The following is a 26,926-nucleotide window of genomic DNA, read 5'->3' as shown; positions in this document are numbered from 1 at the left end:
AGGTATCATGGCTTACATGGAGCAAATCCAATCGAGCCTGAAGTATTTGGTCGAGGCAGCGGAAACCGGGCGGCGCAGTGCTGACGGCATGCTGACCCCGGTCAACGGCGCGATCCGCGAACTGACCGGCGCCGCGTCCGAGCTGGAAAAAATCCCGTTCGTTGGTCCAGCCATCGGCGCCAAGCTTCAGCGGGTGATGCGCGGCGTCGACGCGGCTCAGGCCAAGGTCGGTCAGGTGGCGGCGGTGTACGGCCGCGCCACCCGGGCGGCGGCCGAAGTGCAGGAGCGGCTGGGCACATTGAAGGAACAGGCGGGCAAAGCGGCCACGGCGATTAACAACGTCGCCGGCAAGGTCAGCCCGTCTCTCGCTAACATCGTGCCCACCAGTTCCTTTACTGGGGAAGCCACGCCGGCGCCGGAGGCGGTGAAGCCGTTCCCGCACCTGATGATTATTCAGCCATGCGATCCGAAAATTGAGCCGTATTACTTCAACCTCGACACGGCAGCTTTTGATGAGCTGAGCCGTTCGACCGAATTCCGCTGGGCTTCGCAGGAGCGGTTGACGCGCCGGCCGGCGAAGCAGGCTATCGGTATGGGCGATGAAAAGTTGACGCTCAAGGGCACGATCTATCCGGGCTTCAAAGGCGGTTTAAAGCAGCTCGACACCCTGCGTTCCATCGGCGCCAGGCTGCAACCGCTGACGTTGACCACGGGCTATGGCGAGGTGATCGGGACGTGGTGCCTGAAAAACATCAACGAGGAACAGTCCGCACTGCTGCACGGCGGGATTGCTCGCAAACAGGGGTTCACTTTGGAGTTTGAGCGCTATGGCGACGACATGCAGGACGTCTGACGGCGACATGCTCGATGTCATTTGCAACAACGTTTACGGCCATCTCAATGGCAGCGTCGAGGCCGTACTCGATGCCAATCAGGGACTGGCCGATGAGCCTCAGCCGTTCCGGTCTGGCGTGATCATCGTCCTGCCGGATCTGCCCAGTCCGACCAATGAGGGCGTCAGCTTGTGGGATTGATCCTGGGCGATGCCTTCGCCGGTGCCGCACCGTCTCACGACACCTTGTTTTCTGACCTGCCTTGTGCGGGTTTTTTATTGGGAAAAATCCATGACTCCGATGTTTCGCATTGTCGCCGATGGCGCCGATGTTACGGCCAAGATCAATGATCGGCTGTTGTTGCTGCGTACCTCTGACAAGCCCGGTATGGAGTCCGACGAGTTTGAGTTGCGTATAGACGACCGTGATGGGCAAGTGCAATTGCCCCGGCGTGGCAGCTCAATCGAGATCTACCTGGGTTACGCCGAAACGAGCTTGGCGCGAATGGGCAGCTACACCGTGGACACGGTCGAGGTATCAGGCCCGCCGGATACCCTCGTGATCAAGGGTAAGGCCAGCGACATGCGTGGCAGCGGCAAGACCATCCGTAGCGGAAGCTGGGAAGACGTGCCGCTGTCGAAGATCGTGGCTGACGTCGCCGCGCGCAATGGCTGGACGCCGGTGTGTCGGGTGTCGACCAAGGTCGCCCGCGTCGACCAGCTCAACGAGTCCGATTTCAATTTCATCACGCGTCTGGCCAGGCAGTACGACTGCACAGCCAAGGTCGCCGACGGCAAGCTGTTAGTGATGCCGCGTCAAGGTGGCCAGACGGCCAGCGGCAAAGCATTTGGCGCTATCACGCTGACCCGCAGTGACCTCAGTCGCTGGCAATTCAGCCTAGGCGATCGCAACTCACACAAGGCGGTGGCCACCAAGCATCAGGACAAAAAGAACGGCAAGCTCGCGGTGGTCACCATCGACAACGATGACGCGCCGGATGGCCTGCCGGCAGTGCATACCGACCGCCATATCTACCCAGATAAAGGCGCCGCTGAGGCGGCGGCAAAGGCCCGTTTGTCAGCGTTCAACCGATCGACCGCCGATGTGCGGTTTGAGATGCCCGGCCGGACGGACATCTTTGCCGAGCGTCCCATCATCGCTCAGGGTTTCAAGGTCGGGCTTGATGGCGAATACCTGGCGGATTCGGTCGAACAGGTGTTCACCCAGTCCGGCTGGTCGACCACGGTCGAATGCAACGCCGGCAAAGCCGGTAAATCCAAGGGCAAGAAAAAGAAAGGGCCGAAACCACCCCTCAAGGTTGTGAACATCGAGAAGCAATAGCCGCATCCCATCGCCGCCTGAGTGCGTTTTTTTTACGTCTGGAGTTTGTATGTCCATCACTGAACAACAGCTGCAAAGCATCATGCCCAACGCCCGCCGCCAAGCGGGCGTTTTTGTATCCGCCCTCAACGCAGCCATGGCCCATCGACAGATCAACACGCCGAAACGCCAAGCCGCGTTTCTGGCGCAAGTCGGTCACGAGTCGGGTCAGCTGCAGTACGTCCGGGAACTGGGCGGCGATCAGTACTTGAGCAAATACGACACCGGCAACCTGGCTGCAAAACTGGGCAACACGCCGGCAGCGGATGGTGATGGCCAGCGCTATCGCGGTCGCGGCCTGATCCAGGTCACTGGCCACGACAACTACCTGCGCTGCAGCTTGGCGCTGTTCAGTGACGAGCGATTGCTGCGCACGCCTGAACTGCTGGAGCTGCCGCAGTGGGCTGCCGAGTCGGCCGCGTGGTTCTGGTCAGTGAATGGGCTGAACGCGCTGGCCGATCAAAACGAATTCAACACGATCACCCGCAGGATCAATGGCGGTCTCAACGGTCTGCAGGATCGGTTGGAGTTGTGGGGGCGGGCGAGGGCGGTGCTATGCGTCTCGGCGAACTGATCCCGGCGCCGTATCGGCTACTGGCAAAAGGCGTGCTGCTGGTCGTCTTGGTCGGTGGTTCCGCGGCCATTACTTGGCAAGTCCAGGATTGGCGCTACGGCAAACAGTTCGCAGAGCAGGCGCGACTCCACACCGAAACCCTTAACCAGTTGGCCCTGGCCACGGTTGCGCAGCAGCGTGCCGAACAGGAAAAACGCTTTGCGCTCGAGCAGCGCTTGGCTACCAGCGAACAAACCCATTACCGAGCCTTGAGTGATGCCCAACGTGATCAAGGTCGCCTGCGCGACCGCCTTGCCACTGCTGATCTGCGCTTGTCAGTCCTACTCGACGCCACCACCGGCGCCGGCAACGGATCAGTGTCAGCCACCACCGCCACCGGCGGCGTGGTTCATGGCCCCACAAGAGCCAAACTTGACCCAGCGCATGCTCAACGAATTATCGGCGTCACCGATGACGGCGACCGGGGGCTGATTGCCCTAGCGGCCTGTCAGGCATACGCCAAAGAAGTCTCAACATCGAAGTGAAAAAGAGCGGCCGGTCCGGATGCGTCAACATCCGGATCGACCGCCGTCCCTGCAGATGGTCCCTGCAAGTCCAGCCAAGGCTCTCGCTCCGTGCACAAAGCGCGGCGAGCCTAGCACCTGTTTATTCATACAGTAAAGGTCTTGCTTTCATGTCTACACCCATCATCCCTTGGATGGGCGGCAAACGCCGCCTGGCCGACCGCCTCATTCCGCTCTTTCCGCCACACGAATGCTACGTTGAAGTCTTTGCCGGCGGTGCCGCGCTCTACTTCATGAAACCCCAGCCATCGCCGGTCGAAGTTCTCAACGACATCAACGGCGACCTGGTCACGCTTTACCGCGTCGTGCAGAACCACCTCGAAGAATTCGTGCGCCAATTCAAATGGGCGCTCAGCTCGCGGCAGGTGTTCGAATGGCAGAAAATGACCCGCCCCGAAACTCTCACCGACATTCAGCGTGCCGCCCGATTCTTTTACCTGCAGCACCATGCCTTCGCCGGTAAGGTCTCCGGTCAGACGTTCGGTACGGCGACGACTGCTCCGGCCATCAACCTGCTGCGGATCGAAGAAAACCTCTCGGCCGCGTGGCAGCGCCTGTCCGGCACCTACGTCGAAAACCTTCCCTGGCTTGAATGCGCTGAACGCTACGACCGCGCCCACACCTTTCACTACATGGACCCGCCTTACTGGCAGACCGCCGGTTATGGCGTGGACTTTCCATTCGAGAACTACGAGCGGATGGCCGACTTCATGCGCCGCTGCAAAGGCAAAGTGATGGTCAGCATCAACGACCACCCAGACATCCGCCGCGTGTTCGAAGGCTTCCACTTCGAGACACTGGATATCCGTTATTGCAATACCAACCAACGGCAAGGCAAAGCCGAGGTGAGCGGCGAGTTGGTAATCTTGAACTGGACGCCGGAATCCTTGGGGGGCTTGTTTTGATGATGAGCAAAGCGTCAGAACCAGCCTGCCGGCATTTGGCTATCCACTGTTGGCAGGTTTGATTGCCGCTTCTCAGACAAAATGCCCCCTCGCCTGACCAAGATCTGGGGGCCAATTCAAAAATAAACGGCGTTCTGTTCATTGGTCGTCAACAACTGCAATGGGCCATCAAGGTGCACGCCCATCTACAAACCGATAGACGGAGGTTCCAGTCGCCGCTCTGGATTGAACCCGCCCCCGCTTGTTGCTATCAATTGGCCAAGGAGGGAAAGTTCTAGGACAGATCTGGGACAGATGCGCTGTTCCGATGCTGAATGGACCTCAAGAGATTGAGTGTTGGGCTACCCTGATTGAGCGTGCAAAAACCACATTTTTACGAAGCTTTCACAAGGACGATCCACATGCCAAGTACTGCAAGCTCCAATATCACCACTGCCGATGCGCTGACACTGTTACTGCATAACCAGCATGCTCTGGGTGCGGCGATAGAAGAGATTACTCACTGGATCTCGGGGGCGGGCGCGGATGAAGTTGCCGATAACGCTACCGAGGCCTTGCAAACGCTCGACGCAAACGCAAACGCGATTACCGAAGCAATCATGCGTTTACGACAGAGTTAGAGAATCGTCACGACCAAGCAAACGGCCAATGTCGATCAACCGAGCGTTATCCGAAAGACTCTGAGTGTGATCATCCAGATTTGCTGGCTAACCATGACGTTTTCGGCGCGCCATCGAATGGACCTGCAGGGGTCACCGTATGTATCTAGGTGATAACGCGTATCTCGCCGTGCCAACAATTACTGCCGTGATTAACCCCGCCGACACCAAGTCTTGAATGAGCTGTCTCATGACCTCATTTTTTAACACCAAAAACCAAAAGCCACCGACTTTCTCTAGTGGAATCAGGGGGATTGCGTTCTCTGAATTTGGCGGTGAAGGAGAGATTAGAACTTGCAACGCCTATGAGCCTTTCGCCCGCCCACGAATTCACGCCAAGCCCATCCTAATACTGTCAGAGGGTCAACGGCCGCTTTCGGCCAGAAGCGGACGTTCGCATGCGACCGCTACCGGCCAAAAGCGAACGCGCCTGATCGCTGCTTTCGACCGATAGTCTATCCTTCGTCGAGTGCAATGCCATAATGTCCTCCATGGACGATGACTGACTCGTGGAGGAAAGGAGTGACTAATTTCGTATTTTCACGCAGAGCAATACAAGCTCGGATCAATGACCTTGCGAAAACGCTAAACTCCGCCCAGCTCACGACAATCATTAACAGACTCAACGCTACAGACGCTACCCGGCTTCATGTAATGTGGGAGCTAGTAATATTACATGGGCTCTCCCAGGCGGGGCATCTTAAGCATGAACAGGCCTTGCCAAATGGACGTCGCCCTGACTTCCAGTGGACCATAAATAAGCAAGATGGCGGCGCACTAACGGTCACAGGTGATATCACCACAATATCGGATGATGGGCTTGACGCTCAGAATCCCCTAAGATTTATCAATGATGAGATTTCTCGGCTTGCATCTAAGTTTGGAGTGCGCCCCGGAAATTTTTGGACAGATGTGCGAGGAGAAACCACTGGCACTAGCCATAGAAGCAAAATGCGCCTGATGCTACCTGATAAATCTGAGATGAGTAGCTTCATCAAAACAGAGCTTGAACCATGGTTTTATACAATACGAGAAGCCCCTACAATAAAATCAATTTTTGAACGTAGCGAAAATAACATCAACTTTAAAATTGTTTATGATCCGAATTGGGAGAATGGCGGAGGCAGTTATACTAGCTACACTGTAGCAACATCAAAAGCTATCAATCCTTTATTTGGTGCGCTCAAGGGGAAAATTAAACAGCTAAATGGCGCGCCAGAAGATTCTCTGCGGATTATCATTGCCTGCGATGGTGGTTGCGATTTAATCAGAAAAGGGAGTCAAGGGAAGTCAAGCTATACATATAGCGCACGCGAGGTTGCAGAAGATTTTCTTCGGCAGAATAAGAGTATTGACGCTGTATTGCTAACTACCATAGATGAGCAACATCATTCATTTGGCAGTCCATCAAAATTTCAGATGAGCTACGAGCTAATCTGTGCTCCTATTCTGGCCCGTTCTGACCGAGCTACGAATGACGCAATCGAAACATTGACCGCAGCATTGCAAGTCGCATTACCAAACTTACCGAGACCGTTACGACCCGCCTATCGTTCTGCTTCGCTTCTGAAAACTCCGGGCGTTGGACACGATCAATTAGGAAGATATTCTATGCAAGGCAATAAGATCACAATTTCTTCTAGAGGGCTGCTTCGACTTCTCGCAGGAGAAATATCTATTGAAGAGTTCATTCGAGTTCACGGATGGAATGATCCTACGAACCACGAAAATCCCTTCGCTAGAAACCTCAGAAATGGATTTATGATCAGCACCGTTGAGGTGGCCGGTGAGATGGACTCCGATGACGATAAGATCACCATTACAGTAGATAAATTTGATGTAGCCGCAGCTCCTTTCGTCTTACCAAGCAAAGGCTAGACGAATAATGCAGAACGGTAAAACTACATCAAGCGAAACTCATTCCAACAAACTGTGCGATGTACTGTCATTTCGAGAAATGCGACTATTTGGCTAGTTATGACTTGAGCGAACGGCGGTTATAGCTTTTCACAACAGCCATCAATCGGCCAAAAGCGGAGGTCCTAGAATGACTGCGGGCGGCCAGAAGCTAAGGCGAAGACGATTGGCAAATGCTCTAAAGGACTTATCGAGAGGTTCTAATGTCTATTGCTAAAGTAGAAAAGGCACTATGTAATTTGATTCATTTAATTGATCTCAAAAAACGTCGATAGAAGGGCTCGTCCCGCTGTCTCTCTCGCAAGATTTTGAGATCATCTGCGACCTGCATTGCTCGCTCTAAAAGCGAAGCGTTCTCCTCGTACGCATTCGGATCATTAGTGCCTTCATACAGTTGCCCACCCTCCGAGACGTCTCTCACAACACTGTCCGCAAGCTGGTAAAACCTAACAATGAGGGCTGCTTGTTCCGAGTCTAGGCATCCGATATTTTGGATGTTGCCGGCATAAACTCTACAGTAATGATCAGCCACCGATATCTTATAGGGGTCGGCCGGCTCCGATGGATTGGCGCGATAGAACTCAGCGCGAGTTCTAAAATCTTGCAAGAAGTGACGATGCGTAGCTATCTCCTGCAGCGCTCTGATTTCGGAATAAATGGCTCGGCCAACGGTGCTGTGCTCCCGTGCAAGCTTGAGCCACCACGCGAGGATAGCCAAAACTACGGGTAGCGAAAATTTGATTATCTCGTCCACAAAGCCTCCCAGTTGCGAGAGTTTATAAGGAAGTCATCTGTGCCTAGCTATCCGCGCTTGGCAGCTTCATTAAAGCTCATGGCGACATTATCGTGAAAAAAGAATTGATCTCGTGAATGGAAACGCATCCGGCGACTTCTAACCGAGGAACAGATGCCGTGAAAGGACGTCAGGGAAGTGGACCAAGTGCGGTGCCGGCTTCATGGGACCGGCCTATTGATGCTTAGAAATTGCTACAACGCAACGCTGCTGTGATGTTTTAGCCAACCAGCGCGGGTAGCAGGCGGGTTGCTACACCCAATCCATCATCGGACCGCGAAACGACCACCACATGCGTGTAATAGCTATTGATGACAACTTTTTAATAAAAAATCAATCTATCAGAGTGTTGAGATGCCGATGATTATCTGTTTTGAATTATTTGGAGTTTCGTAATGTTTTCTACTTTTGCGTTGGAAAAAAATCAGCAAAAGTAGAAAACTAACACAAGTAGTAAGGGGTTAACTAGTACACCTTTGTGGCGTACTAGAATTTTTACTTTCCTGTAATACTATTAATCTCCTGCCATACGCCAGTAGCCGCATATCTAAACATTCTTTCGTAGGCCAATTTCAGTCGAGTATACTCTGGCTTTTGTTTGGATCGGATTTCAAGTTTTCTTGAGTAATATTTTGCTAAGTTCCGAGCGTCAGACTCTTCAGAAAACTTTCTAACTACATTTGTATGCCCCTCTGCTAGCGTGACAATAGGATAAGTATCGTCGCTTTCATAGGTGTCGTCGAGAGCCTCTAGAATTTCCTTAGCTTCATCGGCTAAGCTTAGCGCTGTGGATTCATGTTCAGTTTCCAGCGCTGATAGTAGTAATTGTTGTCCAAGAGCATGCAATGTGTGAGGCATCGAGTAAGCTTCTTTAGCAATCTTCAATTTTTCCAAGGCTTCACCATTGTGATTGAAGTCACGTAGCGAAAGACCATACTGAAGCCAAAACAAGCCATCACTTTCAAATTTCTTTTCTAGCTTGCTATAAGTGCCTATTATTAAGTCCTGCTTGCCCTTAAGGGATTCGAATAAAAATTTATGATTGATGAGGCTCTTATAGATTGTCGCCTCAGTTTTCTTAAGATGTCTGATTACAGGTGCTTTGTAATCGGCGAATGCTTGTAATACCGCATTTAATGCTTTTGCTGTCAAGCTAGGGTCGAAAGCCCTCTCTATTAGGAATCTAGCATATACAGGGTGCCTAGCAAACATTGCGTTTCCTTGGTGATGTATAATTCCTGCTAAGCCGCTAAAGATTACTGTTGCTCCGCTCAAAATTGATATTTTTTCAAGCGCCCTGTCTATTAGTGATATGGGGGCGTGCGACCGTCGATCTGTAATAATAGCCACAATCGCAAGAAGAGTCCTTTCATCTTCAGATGTGATTGCAGAATACTCTTCTTCAATGATTCTTTCGAAACCCCGACCTAAAGTTGCCTCCAATAGTGCAATTAACAACTGCTTCTTGGATCTATTTAGGAGTTCCTTGGTTCTCTCGCTCTCAGACATTCTTCCGAGTCGAGTCCAGGAGCCATATTTCTCGAGTTTTAATAAGATTTTTTTCGCATCATTCGCGGAGAATTCACGGACAAAAGTTGGCGGTTGATAGAAGTCTTGCAGTGAATGACGAGCTCTTCGATTCCAGGTACTTTCCCGCTCTGATGCTATCAGTATCGTTTTCGTAAGCTTTTTCGAGGAAAGAGCTATAACTAATTGGTCGGTCAAAAATTCGATATTATCGATGCCAACTATCAGTCGACTTTGCTCTGAAGCCTGTTCAATAGCAACTAGCGTGTCTATCAATTTTTCTGGTGTGCCCTCAATAAAGTAAACGCCCCAGTCCTCTATTAGACAGAAGTGGTGACAAATTTGCTTAACTAAGGTGGCCTTTCCAGAACCTGCAGGACCTATAAGTGGAATAAGTTTTTGTTCGGTTTCTAAACTGATGTTGGAGATTTTTTCTATACATTCAGTCAATATGTCTAGCTTTGCAGGTATCTCTTCAATAATGTCATTCCAGGTGGGTTTAAAGCCTTTATAAAAGTCTTTGATTGTTGCTTCATTGGTCTTAGGTGTTTTATCGAAATTTTCGCGTTTTATTGATTTTACGTTTTCGAATAGTTCAATATATTGTTCTTTTTCTTCCGTAGTTTTTTCTGCGAAATCTTTTAGTTGAGGAAGTTTTTCTTGGGCGACATTTATTGGGCTTGGAGGAGAAGGTATTTCTGCAGATAGCCACGATGTAAAATCAGAAAGCGTTCCGGGAATGAATTCAATCTTGTAACGCTTCAGAGCGGCGATTTGAATCGCGGTTGCAGAGCGAGCGATCAAGTAGCTGACGCCCTGCGGTTGCGGATTTAATGTTTGATACCGCTCTATATGATATTTCAAAAGCGGTTCATTAAGCTGCGTCCCTATAAATAATATAGGTGATCTAACGAAGTCTGAAGCACATTGCGAGTACCAAGGGAGATGGCTTGCTGTGGCTTTGGCATATTCCGAAGATGAGAATATCACGCCGTCTTGGATTCGGTCCGCCGTTCCATTGAGCTTGATGTATTCTAGATTTTCGAAAAATGGAGATGGATCAATGAAAGGGTCTGAAGCGGATAGTTTGTTGATGTTTTGGCTGCTTAAGCGCGCAAGTGCTCGATCAAGACCTGTATCAATATTTAAAGTGTAAATTCTTTTCCAGACGTATTTTGCGAGCGTGTCATAGTCTGCTGATGGGGTTATATGGTTGAAGCTTTCTTCTAAAAACTGATCAAGCCTGACGCCGAGAAGTTCTTTAGCTGCTTCGTATACGACGTCCAAGTTTTCATCATTGTAAGGAAGGCTCGCTAAGCTTGCCATTTGGCGAGCTAGATCTCCTGACATTAATATTGGTGACTCTCTGTTTTTACAGTTTGCAGAGGCCCCCGCTCCTAAAAATAGAATCAAATCCCCTTTTTTTATTGCGTTTAGAATGGAATCATTCATATTTGGGCCTTCCTTAGATTGACTCTCAAAAGGATGGCATTTTGATATTTTCAGTGTTTTTTTGTCAATCTGGCTTTCGTTCTTCCGGTCGCCTGATTGCAAAGTTTTTTGATTGATAGCACTTTTTACTAAAATGATCGCTTTCTGACGTTCCGCTGCCCCTCCATCGAGCGCTATGCATTTTCTCTTCCGAAAAGCTCTGCATTGTCACTGACAATGCAGAGCTTTTCGGAGGAAGAACTTGTACCATTTTCCGTACCAACAATCGTGTCATGGCATGTAATGAGGGGTATTTATCAGAGCTAACCCCTTGATTTCATTGCTCCTGGTAACTTGCTAGATCCTCCGAAACATAGCGGTGTAATTCTGTTCCAGGGACATGAAACTACCTGTGGGGATTTTCGCAAAGGGCAAGGGTACGGTGGCGGACACAACCCTGCAAGTTCGGTGTGATGGCTTTATTCGTCGCGGCCTTCCATCATCGTCCGTTTCAGCATCACATAAACCGCGCCGGCGCCGCCGTGACGGGCCTGGCAGGAGCAAAAGCCGAGGACTTGGGCGTGCTGGCGCAGCCAGGTGTTGACATGGCTTTTGATCATCGGCCGCTTGCCATCGAGGCGCACGGCCTTGCCGTGAGTCACGCGCACGCAGCGGATTTCGAACTTGGTCGCTTCGGCGAGAAAGGCCCAAAGCGTCTCCCGGGCCTTTTCCACGCTCATGCCGTGCAGGTCGAGGCTGCCTTCGAACGGGATCTGCCCGACCTTGAGCTTGCGCATCTGGCTTTCCTGCACGCCGTCGCGGGACCACATCAGTTCGTCTTCCGGGCCGACGTCGATCACGAACTGGTCGGACAAGCCATCAATGATAGTGGTGTCGCTGCGCACGGTGGCGGACTGACGCAGCTTGGCAATCTGCGCGCGGTCAGCCTTGGGTTTGCCGGTGTCGGCGCGGTCGTGCTTGATAGGCTTGACGCCCTGGATCGCACTTTTGAACAGAGAAAAATCGTCGTCTTGCATGTCAGCCTCCGCGAAGGGCGGCCAGTTTACCCAAGTCGACAGAAAACGGCCCGGCAAAAAGCCAGGCCGTTGGGTCAGTCGTGTTTTTTCATCAGATGCGGGGCCATGTTCAGTTCCCGCGATTGCCGTGCGCGACGGCGGCAGCGGCGCCACAGGGCAACGCCGAAATACAGAAACAGCAAGCCGACGGCGAGCATGATTGCCGAGCCCAGCGGTGATGCGTTCAGGTCACCCAGCGCCGGCGGGCGGCCGAGCAGGCTGGCTGCCCCAGCCATCGCCAGCAGCACGCCGAACGTCGCCAGAATGGCCGAGATCGCCGCGCCAAATCGAAAACGCCAGTTGCTTTGGCCTTTGGGCCGCAAACGGCGTGCGTCAAATCCATCGGATAACTTCATTCCGACCTTCCTCAATGGTATCGGCCCTTCGACCGGGAGTTGACCGGGTTGTTCCTGAGGCTATGGCAATTGCGGCAAATCAGCGGATATAGCGGATGAGCGGCGCCAACGCACCGCTCACAAGGGCAGGATCAGATCAGGTCCTGAGTCTTTGCCAGCGTGGCGAAGTTGTCAGCCATGATTGCCATTTCCGCTTCCTGCACGCGTTCGGCGCTGAGCACGCCGCCCTTGAACGGCAGATCGCGTGTCGCGCAGGCGTCTTCGACCAGAGTGCAGCGGAAACCGAGGTTCTTCGCCGCGCGCACCGTGGTGCTGACGCTGGAGTGACTCATGAAACCGCAAACGATCAGGTCCAGCGAGCCGAGGTTCTGCAGACGCTCGAGCAGTTCGGTGCCATGGAACGCGCTCGGCAGCAGTTTGCCGATAATGGTTTCATCACCCTGTGGTTCCAGACCAGGGATGAACTCGCCACGTTCGCCCTGCGGGTCGAACAGGCCACCCACGGTGCCGAGATGACGCACGTGCACGATCGGCCGACCGGCGGCACGGGCTGCGGCAACCACTTGTTTGATGTTCGCGACGGCCGCGTCCATGCCGCTCAGGGCCAGCGGGCCACTGAGGTATTCCTTCTGGGCATCGATGATGACCACGGTGGCATGGCTCAGTGTGGCCGCTGCGTAACCGCGGCCGCTGAGTTGAAACATCGTTTTTGGAACGGACATTCTGGGGCTCCTCGGGGTGGGGCTTTTGCGACATTGTCCTCTGGCTGAGCGGTTCTGTGAATCGCTACCATCGTAGGCGCCGTCGTTCTTGGCCTGCAGCCTTGTCAAGTTACACGTTCCGTTCAATGCCTGATGCAAAAAAGAAAACTCCTACCGGAGCCGCGTGGTTTTTCCTGCGTCGTCGTCGCGCGTTTTGGCTGCTAGAATCGCCAGTCGTTTTTTCTGGAGTTCTACGCCGTGATCACTTCCCGACTTCGTACCCTGCGCGACCACATCCGTTGGGCCGTCAGCCGCTTCCATGGGGAGGATCTGTTTTTCGGTCATGGCACCGACAACGCCTGGGACGAGGCGCGCCAGTTGGTACTGGGCGCTTTGCACCTGCCTTGGGAAATCGCCGACAGCTATCTTGATTGCGCGCTGGAAGATGACGAACTGGTCAATCTGCAGCGCTTGCTCAAGCGCCGCATCGAGGATCGCGTTCCCACCGCCTATCTGCTCGGTGAAGCTTGGTTCTGCGGCATGTCGTTCATCGTCGACCCGCGCGTGTTGATCCCGCGTTCGCCGATTGGTGAACTGATCGAAAACCGCTTTGCGCCATGGATCGGCAACGAACCGGCGCGAATTCTCGACCTGTGCACTGGCTCCGGCTGCATCGGCATTGCTTGCGCTTACGAATTCCAGAATGCCGAGGTAGTGCTCGCGGACCTGTCGTTCGAGGCGCTGGAAGTGGCCAATCAGAACATCGAGCGCCATGGCGTCGATGAGCGCGTCTATACCGTGCAGGGTGATGGTTTCGACGGCTTACCGGGTCAGCGTTTCGACCTGATCGTGTCGAACCCGCCCTACGTCGACGCGGAAGATTTCGCCGACATGCCAGACGAGTATCAGCACGAGCCTGAACTCGGTCTGGCCTGCGGTGATGATGGTCTGAATCTGGTCCGGCGCATGCTCGCCGAAGCGGCGGATCACCTGACCGAGAAGGGTTTGCTGATTGTCGAGGTGGGCAACAGCCAAGTGCACGTCGAGGCGTTGTACCCGGAAGTCGATTTCGCCTGGCTGGAGTTCCAGCGTGGTGGGCATGGTGTGTTCATGCTGACAGCGGAGCAGTGCCGCGCGCATCAGGCCCTGTTCGCGTCCCGCGTCTAAGGTTGTGACAGATCGTTCCCACGCTCCGCGTGGGAATGCATCAATGGACGCTCTGCGTCCGCTTTTGGGACGCGGAGCGTCCCGGGCTGCATTCCCACGCAGAGCATGGGAACGATCAGTACGCGCTCAAGCCCTCAGCGGTGCGTAGCAATCCAGATCAACAACCCCGCCTGAAACACCGCAAATGCCACCAGACACGTAATGGTGAAACGCAGCCCGGCGTCTTCGCGCTTGAACTTGCTGACTTTTTCTTCCTGCTTCTTCAGCTTCACTTCCTGCTCGGCGAGATTCTGTTCGGCCTGCTGCAGCATCTGCGCGGCTTCAAGAATTTCGACGATCTGCAGCTTTTCGCTGTTCCAGTCACCAAGCAGATCACCGACCTGCACCGCCTTGATGCTGCCTTTCAAATGCTGGGCGTCGGCGTAAGCCACATCGAAACCGTGCACGCGCAGGAAATGGTCGCGGCGCAAGCGAGTGTCTTCGTTGAGCGCGTCCTTGTTGTTCAGGTCCATGCCGTCGACGGTGTAGCCGGGCCAGCGTTTTTTCGCCCAATTGATGCCTTGCGCAGCCATGAAGCGGCCGATACCGCGATTCAGCGGTTCAATCTGCAAGCCGCTATCGGGACCGAAGCTCACCCGTTTGCTCGCGTGGTCGACCCACACATCCAGATGATTCTGCTCTTTGCGCACGCGCTGGTTGGGCAGCTTGATCGCCATGCGCATCAGGCTGCGCTCTTTGCTGTTGCGCTCGGCGTAACCGAATTCGACAAAGCGCAACGGCCGGCCGCCGGTATTGCGGTCGGTCTGCAGCGGCGCCAGGCGGAGCATCTTGTGGTGCTCGGCCTGAACGTCCGCCCACGGCAGTTCGACCGCTGGCGGTGCGTCTTTTTCAGCGCTGGTGTCGGGTGAAGTCTGGGTTTCAGTCATAACGGCGAGATCCTGTCCAAGCCCTGCTTGCCGCCAGACGTTGCGCTGGCGACAAAGGCTTATCGGCCGTTTTCTGTGAGGCTGGAGGGTAAAACGCAGTTAACTTGCACGAATTCCGTCAATAAATTCGATGACGGCGGCGCCTAGTTCGGCGGCCAGGGGCAAATTCGGGTCCTTGTAGGAGGCCAATTGCCGCTTCATGTCGTTGTGGACGATGCGCAGCACGTGATTCATGCCTTCGATCACCGTCATTTGCGCGTCCGGTTTCGCCGCCTTGAGCAGCTTCGCGTCCTCGGTGCCGACCTGAATGTCGTTGCTGCCCTGGACAATCAGCGCCGGCATTTTCAGCTGGGCAAAGGCTTGCGCCGGGTCCTGACGGAACAGCGAAATCAGGTACGGCTGCACGCTCGGGCGAAAGATCACCTGCAACGGCTGCGGCACGTTGTCATCGGTATGGCCGGCCTTGAGGCTGTCGAGCAGTTCGTTGCTGCGCAGCATCAGTGGCGGCGGCAGGCTGCGCGCCAACTGTTCGCGGATTACCTGATCGACCGGGCGCGCGCTGCCGGACAGCGAGATCACCGCCGCTGCGTCCAGCTTCGGCGCGGCGAGGCTGGCAATCAGCGCGCCTTCGCTGTGGCCGAGCAGAATCAGTTTGCCGAAACGCGGATCGGCCTTGAGCTTCTGCCCCCAGGCCACGGCGTCCGCAGCGTAGCCTTCTACAGACAAATCACGTTCATCGGGAGCTGCCGCCAGGCTTGCCGCAACGCCACGCTTGTCGTAGCGCACGCTGGCGATGTTGTGTTTGGCCAGCACCCAGGCCAAGCGCTTGAGGCTGTCATTGCGTCCGCCGTCGGGGTTGTTTCCGTCGCGATCTGTAGGACCTGAGCCAGAAATCATCAGAACAATCGGCACCGGGCTGTCGGACTTGGGCAGCAACAGCGAACCGAAAAGTTCGCCGCTGCCGGTGTCCAGAGTGACCGGGCGCTGTAGGACTGTCGCTTGGGCAAAGCCGGTAAAGAGGGTAAGACTCAAGATCAGAACTCGCAGCATCATCACGCCATCATTGGTCAAGGTGCCGGTTGGACTCGCCGGCACCACTAAGGTTCGAGGATGAACTACTCGGTTAGCCTGCGTATACTGGCGCGCATCAAGAATTCGGGTTTGATTTCACGGAGCGTCCTGCATGTCCGGCAATACCTACGGCAAGTTGTTCACTGTCACCACCGCTGGCGAAAGCCATGGTCCGGCGTTGGTCGCCATTGTCGACGGCTGCCCGCCGGGCCTGGAGATTTCCCTGGAAGATCTGCAGCGCGACCTCGATCGCCGCAAGCCTGGCACCAGCCGCCATACCACTCAGCGCCAGGAAGCCGATGAAGTCGAAATCCTCTCCGGCGTGTTCGAGGGTCGCACCACCGGTTGCTCGATCGGCCTGCTGATTCGCAATACCGACCAGAAGTCCAAGGACTACTCGGCGATCAAGGACCTGTTCCGCCCGGCTCACGCCGACTACACCTATCACCATAAATACGGCGAACGCGATTATCGCGGCGGTGGCCGCAGTTCCGCGCGGGAAACCGCCATGCGCGTGGCGGCCGGTGCGATCGCCAAGAAGTATCTGGCCAGTCAGGGCATCGTCATTCGCGGTTACATGAGCCAGCTCGGCCCGATCGAAATTCCGTTCAAGACCTGGGATTCGGTCGAAGAAAACGCCTTTTTCAGTCCTGACCCGGACAAGGTCCCGGAGCTGGAAGCGTACATGGACCAGTTGCGCCGCGATCAGGACTCGGTCGGAGCGAAGATCACCGTGGTCGCCGAAGGCGTGATGCCGGGTCTTGGCGAGCCGATCTTCGATCGCCTCGACGCCGAACTGGCCCACGCGCTGATGAGCATCAACGCGGTCAAAGGCGTCGAGATCGGCGCCGGTTTCGCCTGTGTCGCCCAGCGCGGCACCGAACACCGCGATGAACTGACGCCGGAAGGTTTTCTCAGCAACAACGCCGGCGGCATCCTCGGCGGTATCTCGTCCGGGCAGCCGATCGTTGCGCATCTGGCGTTGAAACCGACCTCGAGCATCACCACCCCGGGGCGTTCGATCGACGTGGATGGCAACCCGGTCGATGTGATCACCAAGGGGCGTCACGACCCATGCGTCGGCATCCGCGCGACGCCGATCGCCGAAGCGATGATGGCCATCGTGCTGATGGATCACCTGCTGCGCCACCGTGGGCAGAACGCCGATGTGCGCGTGAGCACGCCGGTGCTGGGCCAGCTCTGATGGCTGCGCTCAAAGCCGTCGCGGCATAACCGGCGTGGCGGCGCTTCCTTACTGGCGGCTGTCCAGTTTCTATCTGTTCTATTTCGCCTTGCTCGGATCGACAGCGCCGTTTCTGGCGCTGTACTTCGATCACCTCGGCTTCAGCGCCGCACGCATCGGCGAGCTGGTGGCGATTCCGATGCTGATGCGCTGCGTGGCGCCGAACATCTGGGGCTGGCTCGGCGATTACACCGGCAGGCGTCTGGCCATCGTGCGTTTTGGCGCGGTCTGTACGTTGCTGACCTTTTCGCTGATCTTCGTCAGTCAGACCTACGCCTGGCTGGCGATGGTCATGGCCCTGCATGCATTCTTCTGGCACTCGGTGCTGCCGCAGTTCGAAGTCATCACCCTCGCGCATCTGCAGGGGCAGACCTCGCGTTACAGCCAGATTCGCCTGTGGGGCTCGATCGGTTTCATCATCACTGTGGTGGTGCTGGGACGGCTGTTCGAATGGCTGAGTCTGGACATCTACCCAGCGGCATTGGTGCTGATCATGGCCGGTATCGTTCTCAGCAGCCTGTGGGTGCCGAATGCGCAGCCCGCGCAAGGCAATCGGCCGACGGGTGAGGGCTTCCTCAAGCAATTGCGTCATCCCGGCGTGCTGGCGTTTTATGCTTGCGTCGCGCTGATGCAGGTCAGCCACGGGCCGTATTACACCTTTCTGACTTTGCACCTTGAACGCCTCGGTTACAGCCGTGGCGTCATCGGCATGCTCTGGGCCGTGGGTGTGGTTGCGGAAGTGCTGATGTTCATGGCCATGAGCCGCATTCTGGCGCGCTTTTCCCTGCGCAGGGTGCTGCTGGCGAGCTTCCTGCTGGCGGCGTTGCGTTGGGTGCTGCTCGGTTCGTTTGCGGAGTTTCTCTGGGTGTTGTTGTTTGCCCAGGTGTTGCATGCAGCGACATTCGGCAGCTTTCATGCGGCTGCCATCGCTTTCGTGCAACGTAGTTTCGGCGCCCGCCAGCAAGGCCAGGGCCAGGCGCTGTATGCGGCACTGGCCGGCACCGGCGGGGCGCTCGGCGCGCTGTATTCCGGCTACAGCTGGAATGCCCTCGGCGCAACATTGACCTTTAGTATTGCCAGTCTCGCAGCGCTTGCCGCTGCCGTTATCATTGCCACATGTATGCAAGAGGACAGGCCATGAGCCTTAGCCGTGAACAGCTCGCCCAGCAGATCGTTGACGCCGGGCGTTTTCTATATGGCCGTGGCTGGTCGCCAGCCACCAGCAGCAACTATTCGACACGCCTGTCGCCGAGCGAAGCGCTGTTGACCGTATCGGGCAAGCACAAGGGCCAGTTGGGTGTGGATGACGTGCTCGCTACCGATCTGTCCGGCAATAGCCTGGAGCCGGGCAAGAAACCCTCCGCCGAAACCTTGCTGCACACCCAGCTCTACAGTTGGCGCGCGGAAATCGGTGCGGTGCTGCACACCCATTCGGTGAATGCCACGGTGCTGTCGCGCCTGACCCCGGAAGATTTCATCGAATTTGAAGACTACGAATTGCAGAAAGCCTTCAGCGGCATTTCCACCCACGAATCACGGGTGCGTGTGCCGATTTTCGACAACGATCAGGACATTGCGCGCCTCGCCGCCAAGGTGCAGCCTTGGCTCGACGCCCATCCTGATTGCGTCGGTTATCTGATTCGCGGTCATGGCCTCTACACCTGGGGCGCGCAGATGAGCGACGCGCTGCGGCAGATCGAGGCTTTTGAATTCCTGTTTGAATGCGAGTTGAAAACCCGCAGCGTCATGAACCGCCAAGGCTGAATTCATCTGAAACAGCCTGTTTGCCTGATGCCATGCGGCGCCCGACCGGTCTTCAAGAGCCGGACGGCGCCGCCGCTACCGAGGAATTGCCCATGAGCAGCCTGTCCGTTTATCACGTTTCCAGCCCTGAGATTCCCAATAAGGTGCTGACCCATTTCGAAGATATCGCCTCGACGCTGGCCGAGCAGGGCGTGCGTTTCGACCGCTGGCAGGCCGCCGCGAAGATTCAGCCCGGCGCCAGTCAGGAAGAGGTCATCAGCGCCTACAAAGAGCAGATTGACAAACTGATGACCGAGCGCGGTTACATTACGGTCGATGTGATCAGCCTCAACAGTGATCATCCGCAAAAAGCCGAGCTGCGCGCCAAGTTCCTCGAAGAGCACCGCCATGGCGAAGACGAAGTGCGATTTTTCGTCGCCGGTCGTGGCTTGTTTACCCTGCATATCGACGATTACGTCTACGCCGTGCTCTGTGAAAAGAACGACCTGATCTCGGTTCCGGCCGGCACCAAGCACTGGTTCGACATGGGCGAACATCCGCATTTCGTGGCGATTCGTCTGTTCAACAACCCGGAAGGCTGGGTTGCCAATTTCACCGGCGAAGACATCGCCGGTCGTTTCCCGCGTCTGGAGGACTGAAACCGTGTCGATCAAAGCCATCCTCACCGACATCGAAGGCACCACCAGCGCGGTGAGTTTCGTCTTCGACGTGCTGTTTCCCTACGCCGCCGAACATTTGCCCGAATTTGTGCGCCAGAACGCTTCGCGTGCTGATGTCGCCGAACAGCTCGACGCCGTGCGTCGCGACAGCAACGAGCCGCAGGCCGATGTCGAGCGGGTTGTTGAAATCCTCTTGAGCTGGATCGCTGAAGACCGCAAAGCCACGCCGCTCAAGGCGTTGCAGGGCATGGTCTGGGCGCAGGGCTATCAGGCCGGGCAGTTGAAAGGGCATGTTTATCCGGATGCCGTTGAAGCGCTGCAACGTTGGCATGCGGCCGGTTATCAACTGTTTGTTTACTCGTCCGGCTCGATCCAGGCACAGAAACTGATTTTCGGTTGCTCGGAAGCGGGGGATCTGACACCGCTGTTCAGCGGCTATTTTGACACCACATCGGGGCCGAAGCGTGAGGCGCAGTCCTACCGCAACATTCAGCAGGCGGTGGGTGTTGAAGCCGATGAAATCCTGTTCCTGTCGGATATCGTCGAAGAGCTCGACGCTGCCCAGTCAGCCGGCATGAAAACCTGTGGCCTGGCGCGTGAAGGCGGGGAGTTGGCAGGACACGTGACGGTGGACAGCTTTACCGGGATCGAACCGGAAGCGTTCTGACCCCACAGTAAATATGTGGCAGACATAAACAAACAGGCCGTGAAACACATGCTCCACGACCTGTTTTTGTTTAAAGCAAATTACAGCGAGTGATACGTCGGCAGAGCAAAACGCTGCTGGCTCTGCAGCATTGCAATTTGCGGCAGCTCGCTGGCTTGTTCGGCCAGGTCGCGGCGGATCGCGCTGATCGCCCACGACAGTTGGTCACCGGCATGCAGTTGCTGATACGAGAGGGCGCGTTTGAAGACTTTGCCGTCGCTGCTACGCAGAGTGAGCAGGATGCCACCGTCAGGACGTGGGGCAGTGCTGACTTCGTAGTTGGAGAACAGCGATGTAAATTTTTCTTGAATCAGGCTCATGTCATCAGCTCCGTATGTACTTGAATGGCAAGCATGCGGAGGTAGTTGCAGCGTTTGTGCCAGTATTGATGCGAATAAAATCCCTTTAAAATCAATAAGTTGAAGGCATTGCATTTTGCAGGCGTCGTGCAATCTGCATGAATGGCCATCGTGCATCCTGCATTTTGCGTGATTTTTCTCCGTACAACGGAACCAAACGTCCGTACCAGAATCCGCTCTTCCCCGTAGGCGCGGCGGGATACAAATCATTGCAAAAACCGCGTGTACAGCCCCGCGAGCACTGACGTACTTTCCTTCTAGACCCACGATGTAAACGCGTCGGTCGCAGTCATTACCCGATAACAAGAACAGCGGTCTGCACGTCAAGATCGAACGGGGAGCTTTCATGCGTCACGCACCAAGCGACACGATTACCTGGGGCATGATGCTCCGCAAACTGCCGATAATCGCCAAGGCCATCCCCCGGGTGGTCAAAGGCATGAAAGTGGCCAACGTTACGGATCCGACCCAAACGTGTGGCCTGGGCTGGACGTTCGAGCAGGCGACGCTGCGCAATCCCGATGGTGTGGCGTTATTGCAGGGCGACGTGGCATTGACCTACACACAGGTCAACCAGTGGGCCAATCGCATTGCGCATTATCTGAGCGAGCAAGGTATCGGCAAAGGCGATGTGGTCGCGGTGTTCATCGAGAACCGTGCGGAATTACTGGTGACAATCCTGGCGCTGGCCAAGCTCGGCGCGGTCAGTGCGCTGCTCAACACCTCATTGATGCGCGACACGCTTGTTCACAGCATCAATCTGGTTGCGCCTGTGGCCATCGTGGTCGGGGAAGAACTGACCGCTGCCTATGCCGGCGTGCGTGATCAGGTAGCGATCGCAGCGCCCCGCACCTGGTTTGTCGCTGATCAGGACACATACAGCCACCCGGGCATCGCGCCCGAAGATTACGTCAATCTGATCAGCGCCAGTGCTGACGCCAGCAGCGATAACCCGCCGAGCAGCGCGCAAGTATTCTTCGACGATCCGTGTTTCTACATCTACACCTCCGGCACCACCGGTCTGCCCAAGGCCGGGGTTTTCAAGCACGGACGGTGGATGCGCAGTTCGGCGAGCTTCGGCATGATCGCCCTCGATATGCGCCCGGATGATGTCGTTTACTGCACCTTGCCGCTGTATCACGCCACAGGTCTGTGCGTGTGTTGGGGATCGGCGATCAACGGCGCCTCGGGTTTCGCCATCCGCCGCAAATTCAGCGCCAGCCAGTTCTGGAATGATGTGCGCCGCTATCGCGCGACCACCATCGGCTATGTTGGCGAATTGTGCCGCTACCTGGTCGAGCAACCGGTCAGCGTCGATGACAGCCGTCACGATGTGCGCAAGATGATCGGCAATGGCCTGCGTCCTGGTGCTTGGGCCGAGTTCAAATCACGTTTTGCGGTGGAGCATATCTGTGAGCTGTACGCGGCCAGCGACGGCAACATCGGTTTCACCAACATCCTCAATTTCGACAACACCGTCGGGTTTTCGCTGATGGCCTGGGAACTGGTCGCTTACGACCATGACAGTGGCGAACCGTTGCGCGGCGAAGATGGTTTCATGCGGAAGGTCGGCAAGGGCGAGCAAGGCCTGCTGCTGGCGCGGATCGACGAAAAAGCGCCGCTGGACGGTTACACCGATCCGCAGAAAACCGCCCGCGTCGTATTGCACGATGTGTTCAACAAGGGCGATCGCTTTTTCAACACCGGCGACCTGCTGCGCAACATCGGTTTCGGCCATGCTCAATTTGTTGATCGCCTCGGCGATACGTATCGCTGGAAGGGTGAAAACGTGTCGACCACCGAAGTCGAGAACCTGTTGCTGCAACATCCATTGATTGCTGAAGCCGTGGCCTACGGTGTCGAAATCCCCAACACCAACGGGCGCGCCGGAATGGCCGCCATCACTCCTGCGGAATCCTTGGCCACGCTGGATTTCGCTGAATTGCTGAGTTTCGTCCGGCAACGTATGCCGGCTTATGCCGTGCCGTTGTTCCTGCGGGTGAAAGTGAAAATGGAAACCACCGGCACGTTCAAGTACCAGAAGACTCGCCTGAAAACAGAAGGCTTCGATCCCGGCCTCACGGGCGATGACCCGATCTTCGCCTGGCTGCCGGGCAGCGAAACTTATGTGCATGTCAGTGAGCAAATCCTCGCTGAAATTCAACAAGGCAAACATCGGTATTGAGCGTGGCTATCGGGACGCTCGGAAAAAACCGAGTGACAGGCACCGTCGCGCTCGGGAAACTGTCGGCTTCCGATAGACCGAAATGGAGTGCCACATGTCTGACCAAAGCCGCCAGATGACCCCTGAAGAAGCTGCCGAATTCACCGAGCAGGTTTTCAACAAGGCGCGCGACGGTGATGCCGAGATGCTTGATCGCCTTGTCTCCGCCGGACTGCCGGTGAACCTGAAAAACAGCAAGGGCGACACCTTGTTGATGCTCGCCAGCTACTACGGCCATGTTGATGCGGTGAAGGTTCTGCTTAAACACAAAGCTGATCCGGAAATGCGTAATGGCAACGGCCAGAGCCCGATTGCCGGCGCTGCGTTCAAAGGCGATCTGGCGGTGGTCAAGGCGCTGGTCGAGGCGGGCGCCGAGATTGAAGGTTCTTCCTTCGACGGCCGCACGGCGCTGATGATGGCGGCGATGTTCAACCGCGTTGAAATCGTCGATTACCTGATCGGCCAGGGTGCTGACCCGAGAGCCAAGGACGCCAATGGCGTGACCGCGCTGGATGCGGCGCGGACCATGGGTGCAGTCGATACCACTGCGCAGCTGGAAAAGTTGTTGGCCTGATAAACGATCAAAAGATCGCAGCCTGCGGCAGCTCCTACACTTGATGCGTTCGCCAAGTGAACGCAGGACCTGTAGGAGCTGCCGAAGGCTGCGATCTTTTGCTTTTCTGCGCTATTCTTCGCGCCCGAAATTCTACTGTCACTACAGGATCCGCCCTCATGAAAGCCGCACTCGTCGAACTCATCAGCAAAATCAGCTCCGGCTGCATGGGCGAGGACGAGATCCTGAAAGTGGCCGACGAAGCCGCGCAGGCCTACGCCGATGCCAATGCTTTTCTGGCCGCCAATCCGGACATCAACTACGACGACACATTCCCGATCCCGCTGGGTGAGTGGGTAGTGGTCGGCAGCCTGCCGGAAACTGTGCTGTTCCAGGCCGATACCTATGTCGATCTGTTCGCACAAATCGTTGCTTCGTTTGGCCCCGGCGTGGATTTCAACCTCAAGCCCAAACAACTGGCCAAGACCGAAGCACTGACCGCACTCAACCGCATCCAGGTGCAGATGAGCAGCCTGAACAAGGAAAACGGCGGTTACACGTTGATGAACTTCAGCCAGTTGCTCGACGACGAACTGCAGGTGGTGCTGGTCTACGGCAACGACGTGCCACGGGTGCTGGAACTGTGCGCCGAAGTCGGCATCGCCGCTGCGCCAGCGCTGGAAGCCTTGAAGGTCGCCGTTCACGTCTGAACGCAATAAAAGGGAACCCTGCGCGCGACCGTCTATCCTAAAAGTGCATGCCACTATTCTGGAGCGACACCATGGGTTCCACGTTCAACGGTCTGATCGGCCTGATCATCCTTGCCCTCGATATCTGGGCCATCATCAATGTGCTCAAAAGCGGCGCCTCCACCGGGATGAAAATCGTCTGGGTGTTGCTGATTATCCTCCTGCCGGTGCTGGGCCTGATCATCTGGGCTATTGCCGGGCCACGGGGTAACGTCCGGATCTGAGCTGATTTTCGATCACACGGTCATCCCTGTGGGAGCGAGCCTGCTCGCGAAGACGTTGTGTCAGTCGCCATCACCGGCAACTGATACTCCGCTTTCGCGAGCAGGCTCGCTCCCACAGTGGTTTGCGCTGGTAAAAAACAACCGGAGGTTCGACCTGTCATCTTCGGCAACGTAGAATGCGCGCCTTTCCCGGGCAATCGTCCCCACGATGGCGCCCGCGCATTTATCGGAGCACTTGACCATGACCGTCACCAAGACCAGCGAGTACCTGGAAACCCTCTACGAAGGCTACGGCCAGCGTTTTCGCATGGAAAAACTGCTGCACGAAGTGCGCACCGAACACCAGCATCTGGTGATCTTCCAGAACCCGCGCATGGGCCGGGTGATGGCGCTGGACGGCGTGATCCAGACCACCGAGGCCGACGAATTCATCTACCACGAAATGCTCACCCACGTGCCGATCCTTGCTCACGGCACCGCCAAGCGCGTGCTGATCATCGGCGGCGGTGACGGCGGCATGTTGCGCGAAGTGACCAAACACGCCGGCGTTGAGCACATCACCATGGTCGAAATCGACGGCACTGTGGTCGACATGTGCAAGGAATTCCTGCCGAACCATTCCGCCGGTGCCTACGATGATCCGCGCCTGAACCTGGTGATCGATGACGGCATGCGTTTCGTCGCCACCACCACTGAAAAATTCGACGTGATCATCTCCGACTCCACCGACCCGATCGGCCCGGGCGAAGTGCTGTTCTCGGAGAACTTCTACCAGGCGTGCCACCGCTGCCTGAACGAAGGCGGCATCCTGGTGACTCAGAACGGCACGCCGTTCATGCAGATCGACGAAGTCAAAACCACCGCCGGTCGCCTGCGCAGCCTGTTCCCGGACTGGCACTTCTACCAGGCCGCCGTGCCGACCTACATCGGCGGCTCGATGACCTTCGCCTGGGGCTCGACCAACCCGGCCTACCGCAAGCTCAGCCGTGAAACCCTGCAACAGCGCTTCATCGGCAGCGGCATCGTCACCCGTTACTACAATCCGGAAATCCACATCGGCGCGTTCGCCTTGCCGCAATACGTGCTGCAAGCGGTCAACAAGCCAAGCAACGACTGATCACGCTGAAGGCGCTCTGCAAGGGAGCTTTTGTGGCGAGGGGATTTACCCCCTCTGGGAGGCGCAGTATCCCTGAACCGGCCTGCGCGGTGTCTCCGTTGAACCGCAATGGACGGTATTACGACTGCTGCGCAGCCGAACGGGGATAAATCCCCTCGCCACAGAGTCCGCCCTATCGATCGGATGGTTATTTTCACCGTTGGCGGCTGTAATCCTTTTGAACCAACTCTCGCGGAAAAAAGTCGAGATAGAGGTAAGCCCATTTACGGGTTGATCGAGGAGGCACTGATGCAAAAGTGGAAAGTCACTTTCGTGGATGATCACGGCGAAATTGTTGATGAAGTCTTCGAACGTGAGGAATGCCCGTCCGATGATGAAGCCGCTCGGCTAATCAAGGAGCGGCTTCTTCCGGTTGCCGCCAAGCTGGATCTCAACGACCTGCAAGGGCGCACCACCGATGCCGAGGTGAAAAACCTCAAGACCCAGAATGGCATCGAAATCCGCAGCATCACCCCTGTCTGAACACTTCCTGTCATCTCGTAAACCAGGCCTTGGCAGCGGCGCTCTCTTGGGGCTACTCTGCAAGCGAGATCAGCGAATGGATCGCTAAGGTCTGGTCTTGTCAGCTACATGCTTGTTTCCCGCGCGCAACCACGTTGCCGTAGTACTTAGGCCAAAAGGCCCGGGGCGGGAATACGGAAAGTCTATCCATCAATCGAGGGGGACGATTCATGAGCACAGCCTATCAAGAAGACATCAGCAGCAACGTTCTGCGCCGCATGAAAGAAGGCGGCTTCGATTTTTCCCGGTTCCATCCCATCGAGTTCTACGCGATTTTCCCGGACGAGGAGCGGGCGCGCAGGGCAGCAGGCAAATTTCGCGGTGAATCCATCAATGCCCAGGTCAGTGCGCGCGACGACGGCGCCTGGTCGCTGGAATTGAGCAAAGTTATGTACGCAACCTATGACGACATCGGCGATTTCGAGCAAGGCTTTTCTGCCGTGGTCGAACCGCTGGGCGGCATTATCGAGGGTTGGGGCGTGAAGCAGGAGGTGCGCAATCGTTACCGGTTGAATTGATATTGCGCATTGTTTGTCGGACAACGGCTGACCTTCGGGTCGGCCGTTGTCGTTTCTGGCTTCTGCACATCGCAGTGGCAAAACCCTGAAACAAGAATCCCGGGCAAAAAAAAGCCACCGGAGAGGGTGGCTAAAAGGGAAGACGGGTATGCAATAAAGTCCTGTCGGGACGGGGCTGCCAAGGCAGTTCAGATCAGTTGAGCTGTCTCCTTCGCGCCGGCGTGCCGGGGAAGTTTTGCAGCGAATGCGCGGATTATCCGCAGTCGTGGCCGGGCAGTGAAATCAACTCTGACTATGCTGGTGATAGGCGATGCAGTGCGTCGCAATGAAGCGGGGGCAATCGGGCCGGGGCATTTGCCGCACAGGAATG

Annotated in this window: 29 protein-coding genes; 21 read left to right on the top strand and 8 right to left on the bottom strand. The window is 56.0% G+C overall.

Annotation, left to right across the window (positions count from 1 at the left end; all coding sequences use genetic code 11):
- Positions 1-7: 7 nt before the first annotated feature.
- From ACZZ0K_RS15190 to ACZZ0K_RS15155, 8 genes are all read left to right on the top strand, one after another.
- Positions 8-853 carry a phage tail protein gene (locus tag ACZZ0K_RS15190; RefSeq protein WP_463559170.1) on the top strand — a complete coding sequence of 282 codons (846 nt, stop codon included), beginning with the start codon at positions 8-10 and terminating at the stop codon, positions 851-853.
- Entirely contained in the window at positions 828-1,034 is a 207-nt protein-coding gene (locus tag ACZZ0K_RS15185; protein WP_123377010.1) for a tail protein X, read from the top strand. The genes ACZZ0K_RS15190 and ACZZ0K_RS15185 overlap by 26 nt, the downstream gene beginning before the upstream one ends.
- Before the next feature lie 90 nt (positions 1,035-1,124).
- Complete coding sequence (locus tag ACZZ0K_RS15180) at positions 1,125-2,174, top strand: phage late control D family protein (RefSeq protein ID WP_463559169.1); 1,050 nt, start codon at positions 1,125-1,127, stop codon at positions 2,172-2,174.
- Between the two features lie 49 nt (positions 2,175-2,223).
- Positions 2,224-2,787: a glycoside hydrolase family 19 protein gene (locus ACZZ0K_RS15175; protein WP_463559168.1), complete on the top strand. Its 564-nt coding sequence runs from the start codon at positions 2,224-2,226 to the stop codon at positions 2,785-2,787.
- Positions 2,769-3,311 (top strand): lysis protein, encoded by a 543-nt coding sequence (locus ACZZ0K_RS15170; protein WP_463559167.1) that lies wholly within the window; start codon positions 2,769-2,771, stop codon positions 3,309-3,311. Before ACZZ0K_RS15175 ends, ACZZ0K_RS15170 begins: the two co-directional genes overlap by 19 nt.
- Positions 3,312-3,460: 149 nt before the next feature.
- On the top strand, positions 3,461-4,255 hold the full coding sequence (locus ACZZ0K_RS15165) for a DNA adenine methylase (protein ID WP_463559166.1): 795 nt from the start codon (positions 3,461-3,463) through the stop codon (positions 4,253-4,255).
- 401 nt (positions 4,256-4,656) lie between these two features.
- A complete protein-coding gene (locus ACZZ0K_RS15160) occupies positions 4,657-4,875 on the top strand; it encodes a hypothetical protein (RefSeq protein ID WP_423662451.1) in 219 nt (72 codons plus the stop codon).
- A 561-nt stretch (positions 4,876-5,436) separates the two neighbouring features.
- The gene (locus tag ACZZ0K_RS15155; protein WP_463559165.1) at positions 5,437-6,792 is read left to right on the top strand and encodes a hypothetical protein; all 1,356 of its coding nucleotides are present in this window, start codon (positions 5,437-5,439) and stop codon (positions 6,790-6,792) included.
- 283 nt (positions 6,793-7,075) lie between these two features.
- Here the strand turns inward: ACZZ0K_RS15155 and ACZZ0K_RS15150 are convergent, their stop codons facing one another.
- From ACZZ0K_RS15150 to ACZZ0K_RS15130, 5 genes are all read right to left on the bottom strand, one after another.
- Positions 7,076-7,585, bottom strand: a complete 510-nt coding sequence (locus ACZZ0K_RS15150) for a hypothetical protein (protein WP_463559164.1) — start codon at positions 7,583-7,585, stop codon at positions 7,076-7,078.
- A gap of 534 nt (positions 7,586-8,119) precedes the next feature.
- On the bottom strand, positions 8,120-10,603 hold the full coding sequence (locus ACZZ0K_RS15145) for a P-loop NTPase (protein WP_463559163.1): 2,484 nt from the start codon (positions 10,601-10,603) through the stop codon (positions 8,120-8,122).
- 458 nt (positions 10,604-11,061) lie between these two features.
- Positions 11,062-11,619: a Smr/MutS family protein gene (locus ACZZ0K_RS15140; protein ID WP_016773770.1), complete on the bottom strand. Its 558-nt coding sequence runs from the start codon at positions 11,617-11,619 to the stop codon at positions 11,062-11,064.
- Between the two features lie 74 nt (positions 11,620-11,693).
- Positions 11,694-12,014 (bottom strand): hypothetical protein, encoded by a 321-nt coding sequence (locus ACZZ0K_RS15135; RefSeq protein ID WP_041479344.1) that lies wholly within the window; start codon positions 12,012-12,014, stop codon positions 11,694-11,696.
- Positions 12,015-12,145: 131 nt separating this feature from the next.
- Positions 12,146-12,736, bottom strand: a complete 591-nt coding sequence (locus tag ACZZ0K_RS15130; protein ID WP_016773772.1) for a cysteine hydrolase family protein — start codon at positions 12,734-12,736, stop codon at positions 12,146-12,148.
- Between the two features lie 237 nt (positions 12,737-12,973).
- Between ACZZ0K_RS15130 and prmB the strand changes: the two genes are divergently transcribed.
- Positions 12,974-13,882 (top strand): 50S ribosomal protein L3 N(5)-glutamine methyltransferase, encoded by a 909-nt coding sequence (gene prmB / locus ACZZ0K_RS15125; protein WP_016773773.1) that lies wholly within the window; start codon positions 12,974-12,976, stop codon positions 13,880-13,882.
- A 134-nt stretch (positions 13,883-14,016) separates the two neighbouring features.
- Here the strand turns inward: prmB and ACZZ0K_RS15120 are convergent, their stop codons facing one another.
- Together ACZZ0K_RS15120 and ACZZ0K_RS15115 are read right to left on the bottom strand one after the other, a co-directional pair.
- A complete protein-coding gene (locus ACZZ0K_RS15120; protein WP_125918579.1) occupies positions 14,017-14,808 on the bottom strand; it encodes a hypothetical protein in 792 nt (263 codons plus the stop codon).
- A gap of 99 nt (positions 14,809-14,907) precedes the next feature.
- Positions 14,908-15,861 carry an alpha/beta hydrolase gene (locus ACZZ0K_RS15115; protein ID WP_258707825.1) on the bottom strand — a complete coding sequence of 318 codons (954 nt, stop codon included), beginning with the start codon at positions 15,859-15,861 and terminating at the stop codon, positions 14,908-14,910.
- A 130-nt stretch (positions 15,862-15,991) separates the two neighbouring features.
- On the opposite strand from ACZZ0K_RS15115, the gene aroC reads away from it, so the two are divergent.
- The 5 genes from aroC (at position 15,992) to mtnC (ending at position 20,212) form a co-directional block, all read left to right on the top strand.
- Positions 15,992-17,083: a chorismate synthase gene (aroC, locus tag ACZZ0K_RS15110; RefSeq protein ID WP_258707826.1), complete on the top strand. Its 1,092-nt coding sequence runs from the start codon at positions 15,992-15,994 to the stop codon at positions 17,081-17,083.
- Between the two features lie 34 nt (positions 17,084-17,117).
- A complete protein-coding gene (locus ACZZ0K_RS15105; protein WP_258707827.1) occupies positions 17,118-18,263 on the top strand; it encodes an MFS transporter in 1,146 nt (381 codons plus the stop codon).
- Positions 18,260-18,886: a methylthioribulose 1-phosphate dehydratase gene (locus ACZZ0K_RS15100; RefSeq protein WP_024012225.1), complete on the top strand. Its 627-nt coding sequence runs from the start codon at positions 18,260-18,262 to the stop codon at positions 18,884-18,886. Before ACZZ0K_RS15105 ends, ACZZ0K_RS15100 begins: the two co-directional genes overlap by 4 nt.
- Before the next feature lie 92 nt (positions 18,887-18,978).
- Positions 18,979-19,524, top strand: coding sequence for a 1,2-dihydroxy-3-keto-5-methylthiopentene dioxygenase (locus ACZZ0K_RS15095; protein ID WP_038861971.1), 546 nt, complete (start codon positions 18,979-18,981; stop codon positions 19,522-19,524).
- Between the two features lie 4 nt (positions 19,525-19,528).
- Positions 19,529-20,212, top strand: a complete 684-nt coding sequence (mtnC, locus tag ACZZ0K_RS15090) for an acireductone synthase (RefSeq protein WP_206420757.1) — start codon at positions 19,529-19,531, stop codon at positions 20,210-20,212.
- An 80-nt stretch (positions 20,213-20,292) separates the two neighbouring features.
- Here mtnC and ACZZ0K_RS15085 read toward each other — a convergent pair whose 3' ends face one another.
- Entirely contained in the window at positions 20,293-20,571 is a 279-nt protein-coding gene (locus tag ACZZ0K_RS15085; RefSeq protein WP_016773780.1) for a DUF3509 domain-containing protein, read from the bottom strand.
- Positions 20,572-20,956: 385 nt separating this feature from the next.
- On the opposite strand from ACZZ0K_RS15085, the gene ACZZ0K_RS15080 reads away from it, so the two are divergent.
- The 7 genes from ACZZ0K_RS15080 (at position 20,957) to ACZZ0K_RS15050 (ending at position 26,556) form a co-directional block, all read left to right on the top strand.
- The gene (locus ACZZ0K_RS15080) at positions 20,957-22,795 is read left to right on the top strand and encodes a long-chain-acyl-CoA synthetase (RefSeq protein WP_258707828.1); all 1,839 of its coding nucleotides are present in this window, start codon (positions 20,957-20,959) and stop codon (positions 22,793-22,795) included.
- A 94-nt stretch (positions 22,796-22,889) separates the two neighbouring features.
- Entirely contained in the window at positions 22,890-23,408 is a 519-nt protein-coding gene (locus tag ACZZ0K_RS15075; protein ID WP_150741359.1) for an ankyrin repeat domain-containing protein, read from the top strand.
- Positions 23,409-23,566: 158 nt separating this feature from the next.
- Positions 23,567-24,097, top strand: a complete 531-nt coding sequence (locus ACZZ0K_RS15070; RefSeq protein WP_258707829.1) for a hypothetical protein — start codon at positions 23,567-23,569, stop codon at positions 24,095-24,097.
- Positions 24,098-24,168: 71 nt separating this feature from the next.
- On the top strand, positions 24,169-24,360 hold the full coding sequence (locus ACZZ0K_RS15065; protein ID WP_016773784.1) for a PLDc N-terminal domain-containing protein: 192 nt from the start codon (positions 24,169-24,171) through the stop codon (positions 24,358-24,360).
- Positions 24,361-24,601: 241 nt separating this feature from the next.
- Positions 24,602-25,477 (top strand): polyamine aminopropyltransferase, encoded by an 876-nt coding sequence (gene speE, locus ACZZ0K_RS15060; RefSeq protein ID WP_016773785.1) that lies wholly within the window; start codon positions 24,602-24,604, stop codon positions 25,475-25,477.
- A 288-nt stretch (positions 25,478-25,765) separates the two neighbouring features.
- Positions 25,766-25,999, top strand: coding sequence for a hypothetical protein (locus ACZZ0K_RS15055; RefSeq protein WP_122602845.1), 234 nt, complete (start codon positions 25,766-25,768; stop codon positions 25,997-25,999).
- Positions 26,000-26,208: 209 nt separating this feature from the next.
- Complete coding sequence (locus ACZZ0K_RS15050; protein WP_003223226.1) at positions 26,209-26,556, top strand: ribonuclease E inhibitor RraB; 348 nt, start codon at positions 26,209-26,211, stop codon at positions 26,554-26,556.
- Positions 26,557-26,926: the final 370 nt, after the last annotated feature.

The organism is Pseudomonas sp. AC255 (assembly GCF_979258175.1).
Note: the sequence above shows the minus strand (reverse complement) of the source record. Positions and strands in the feature narration are given on the sequence as shown.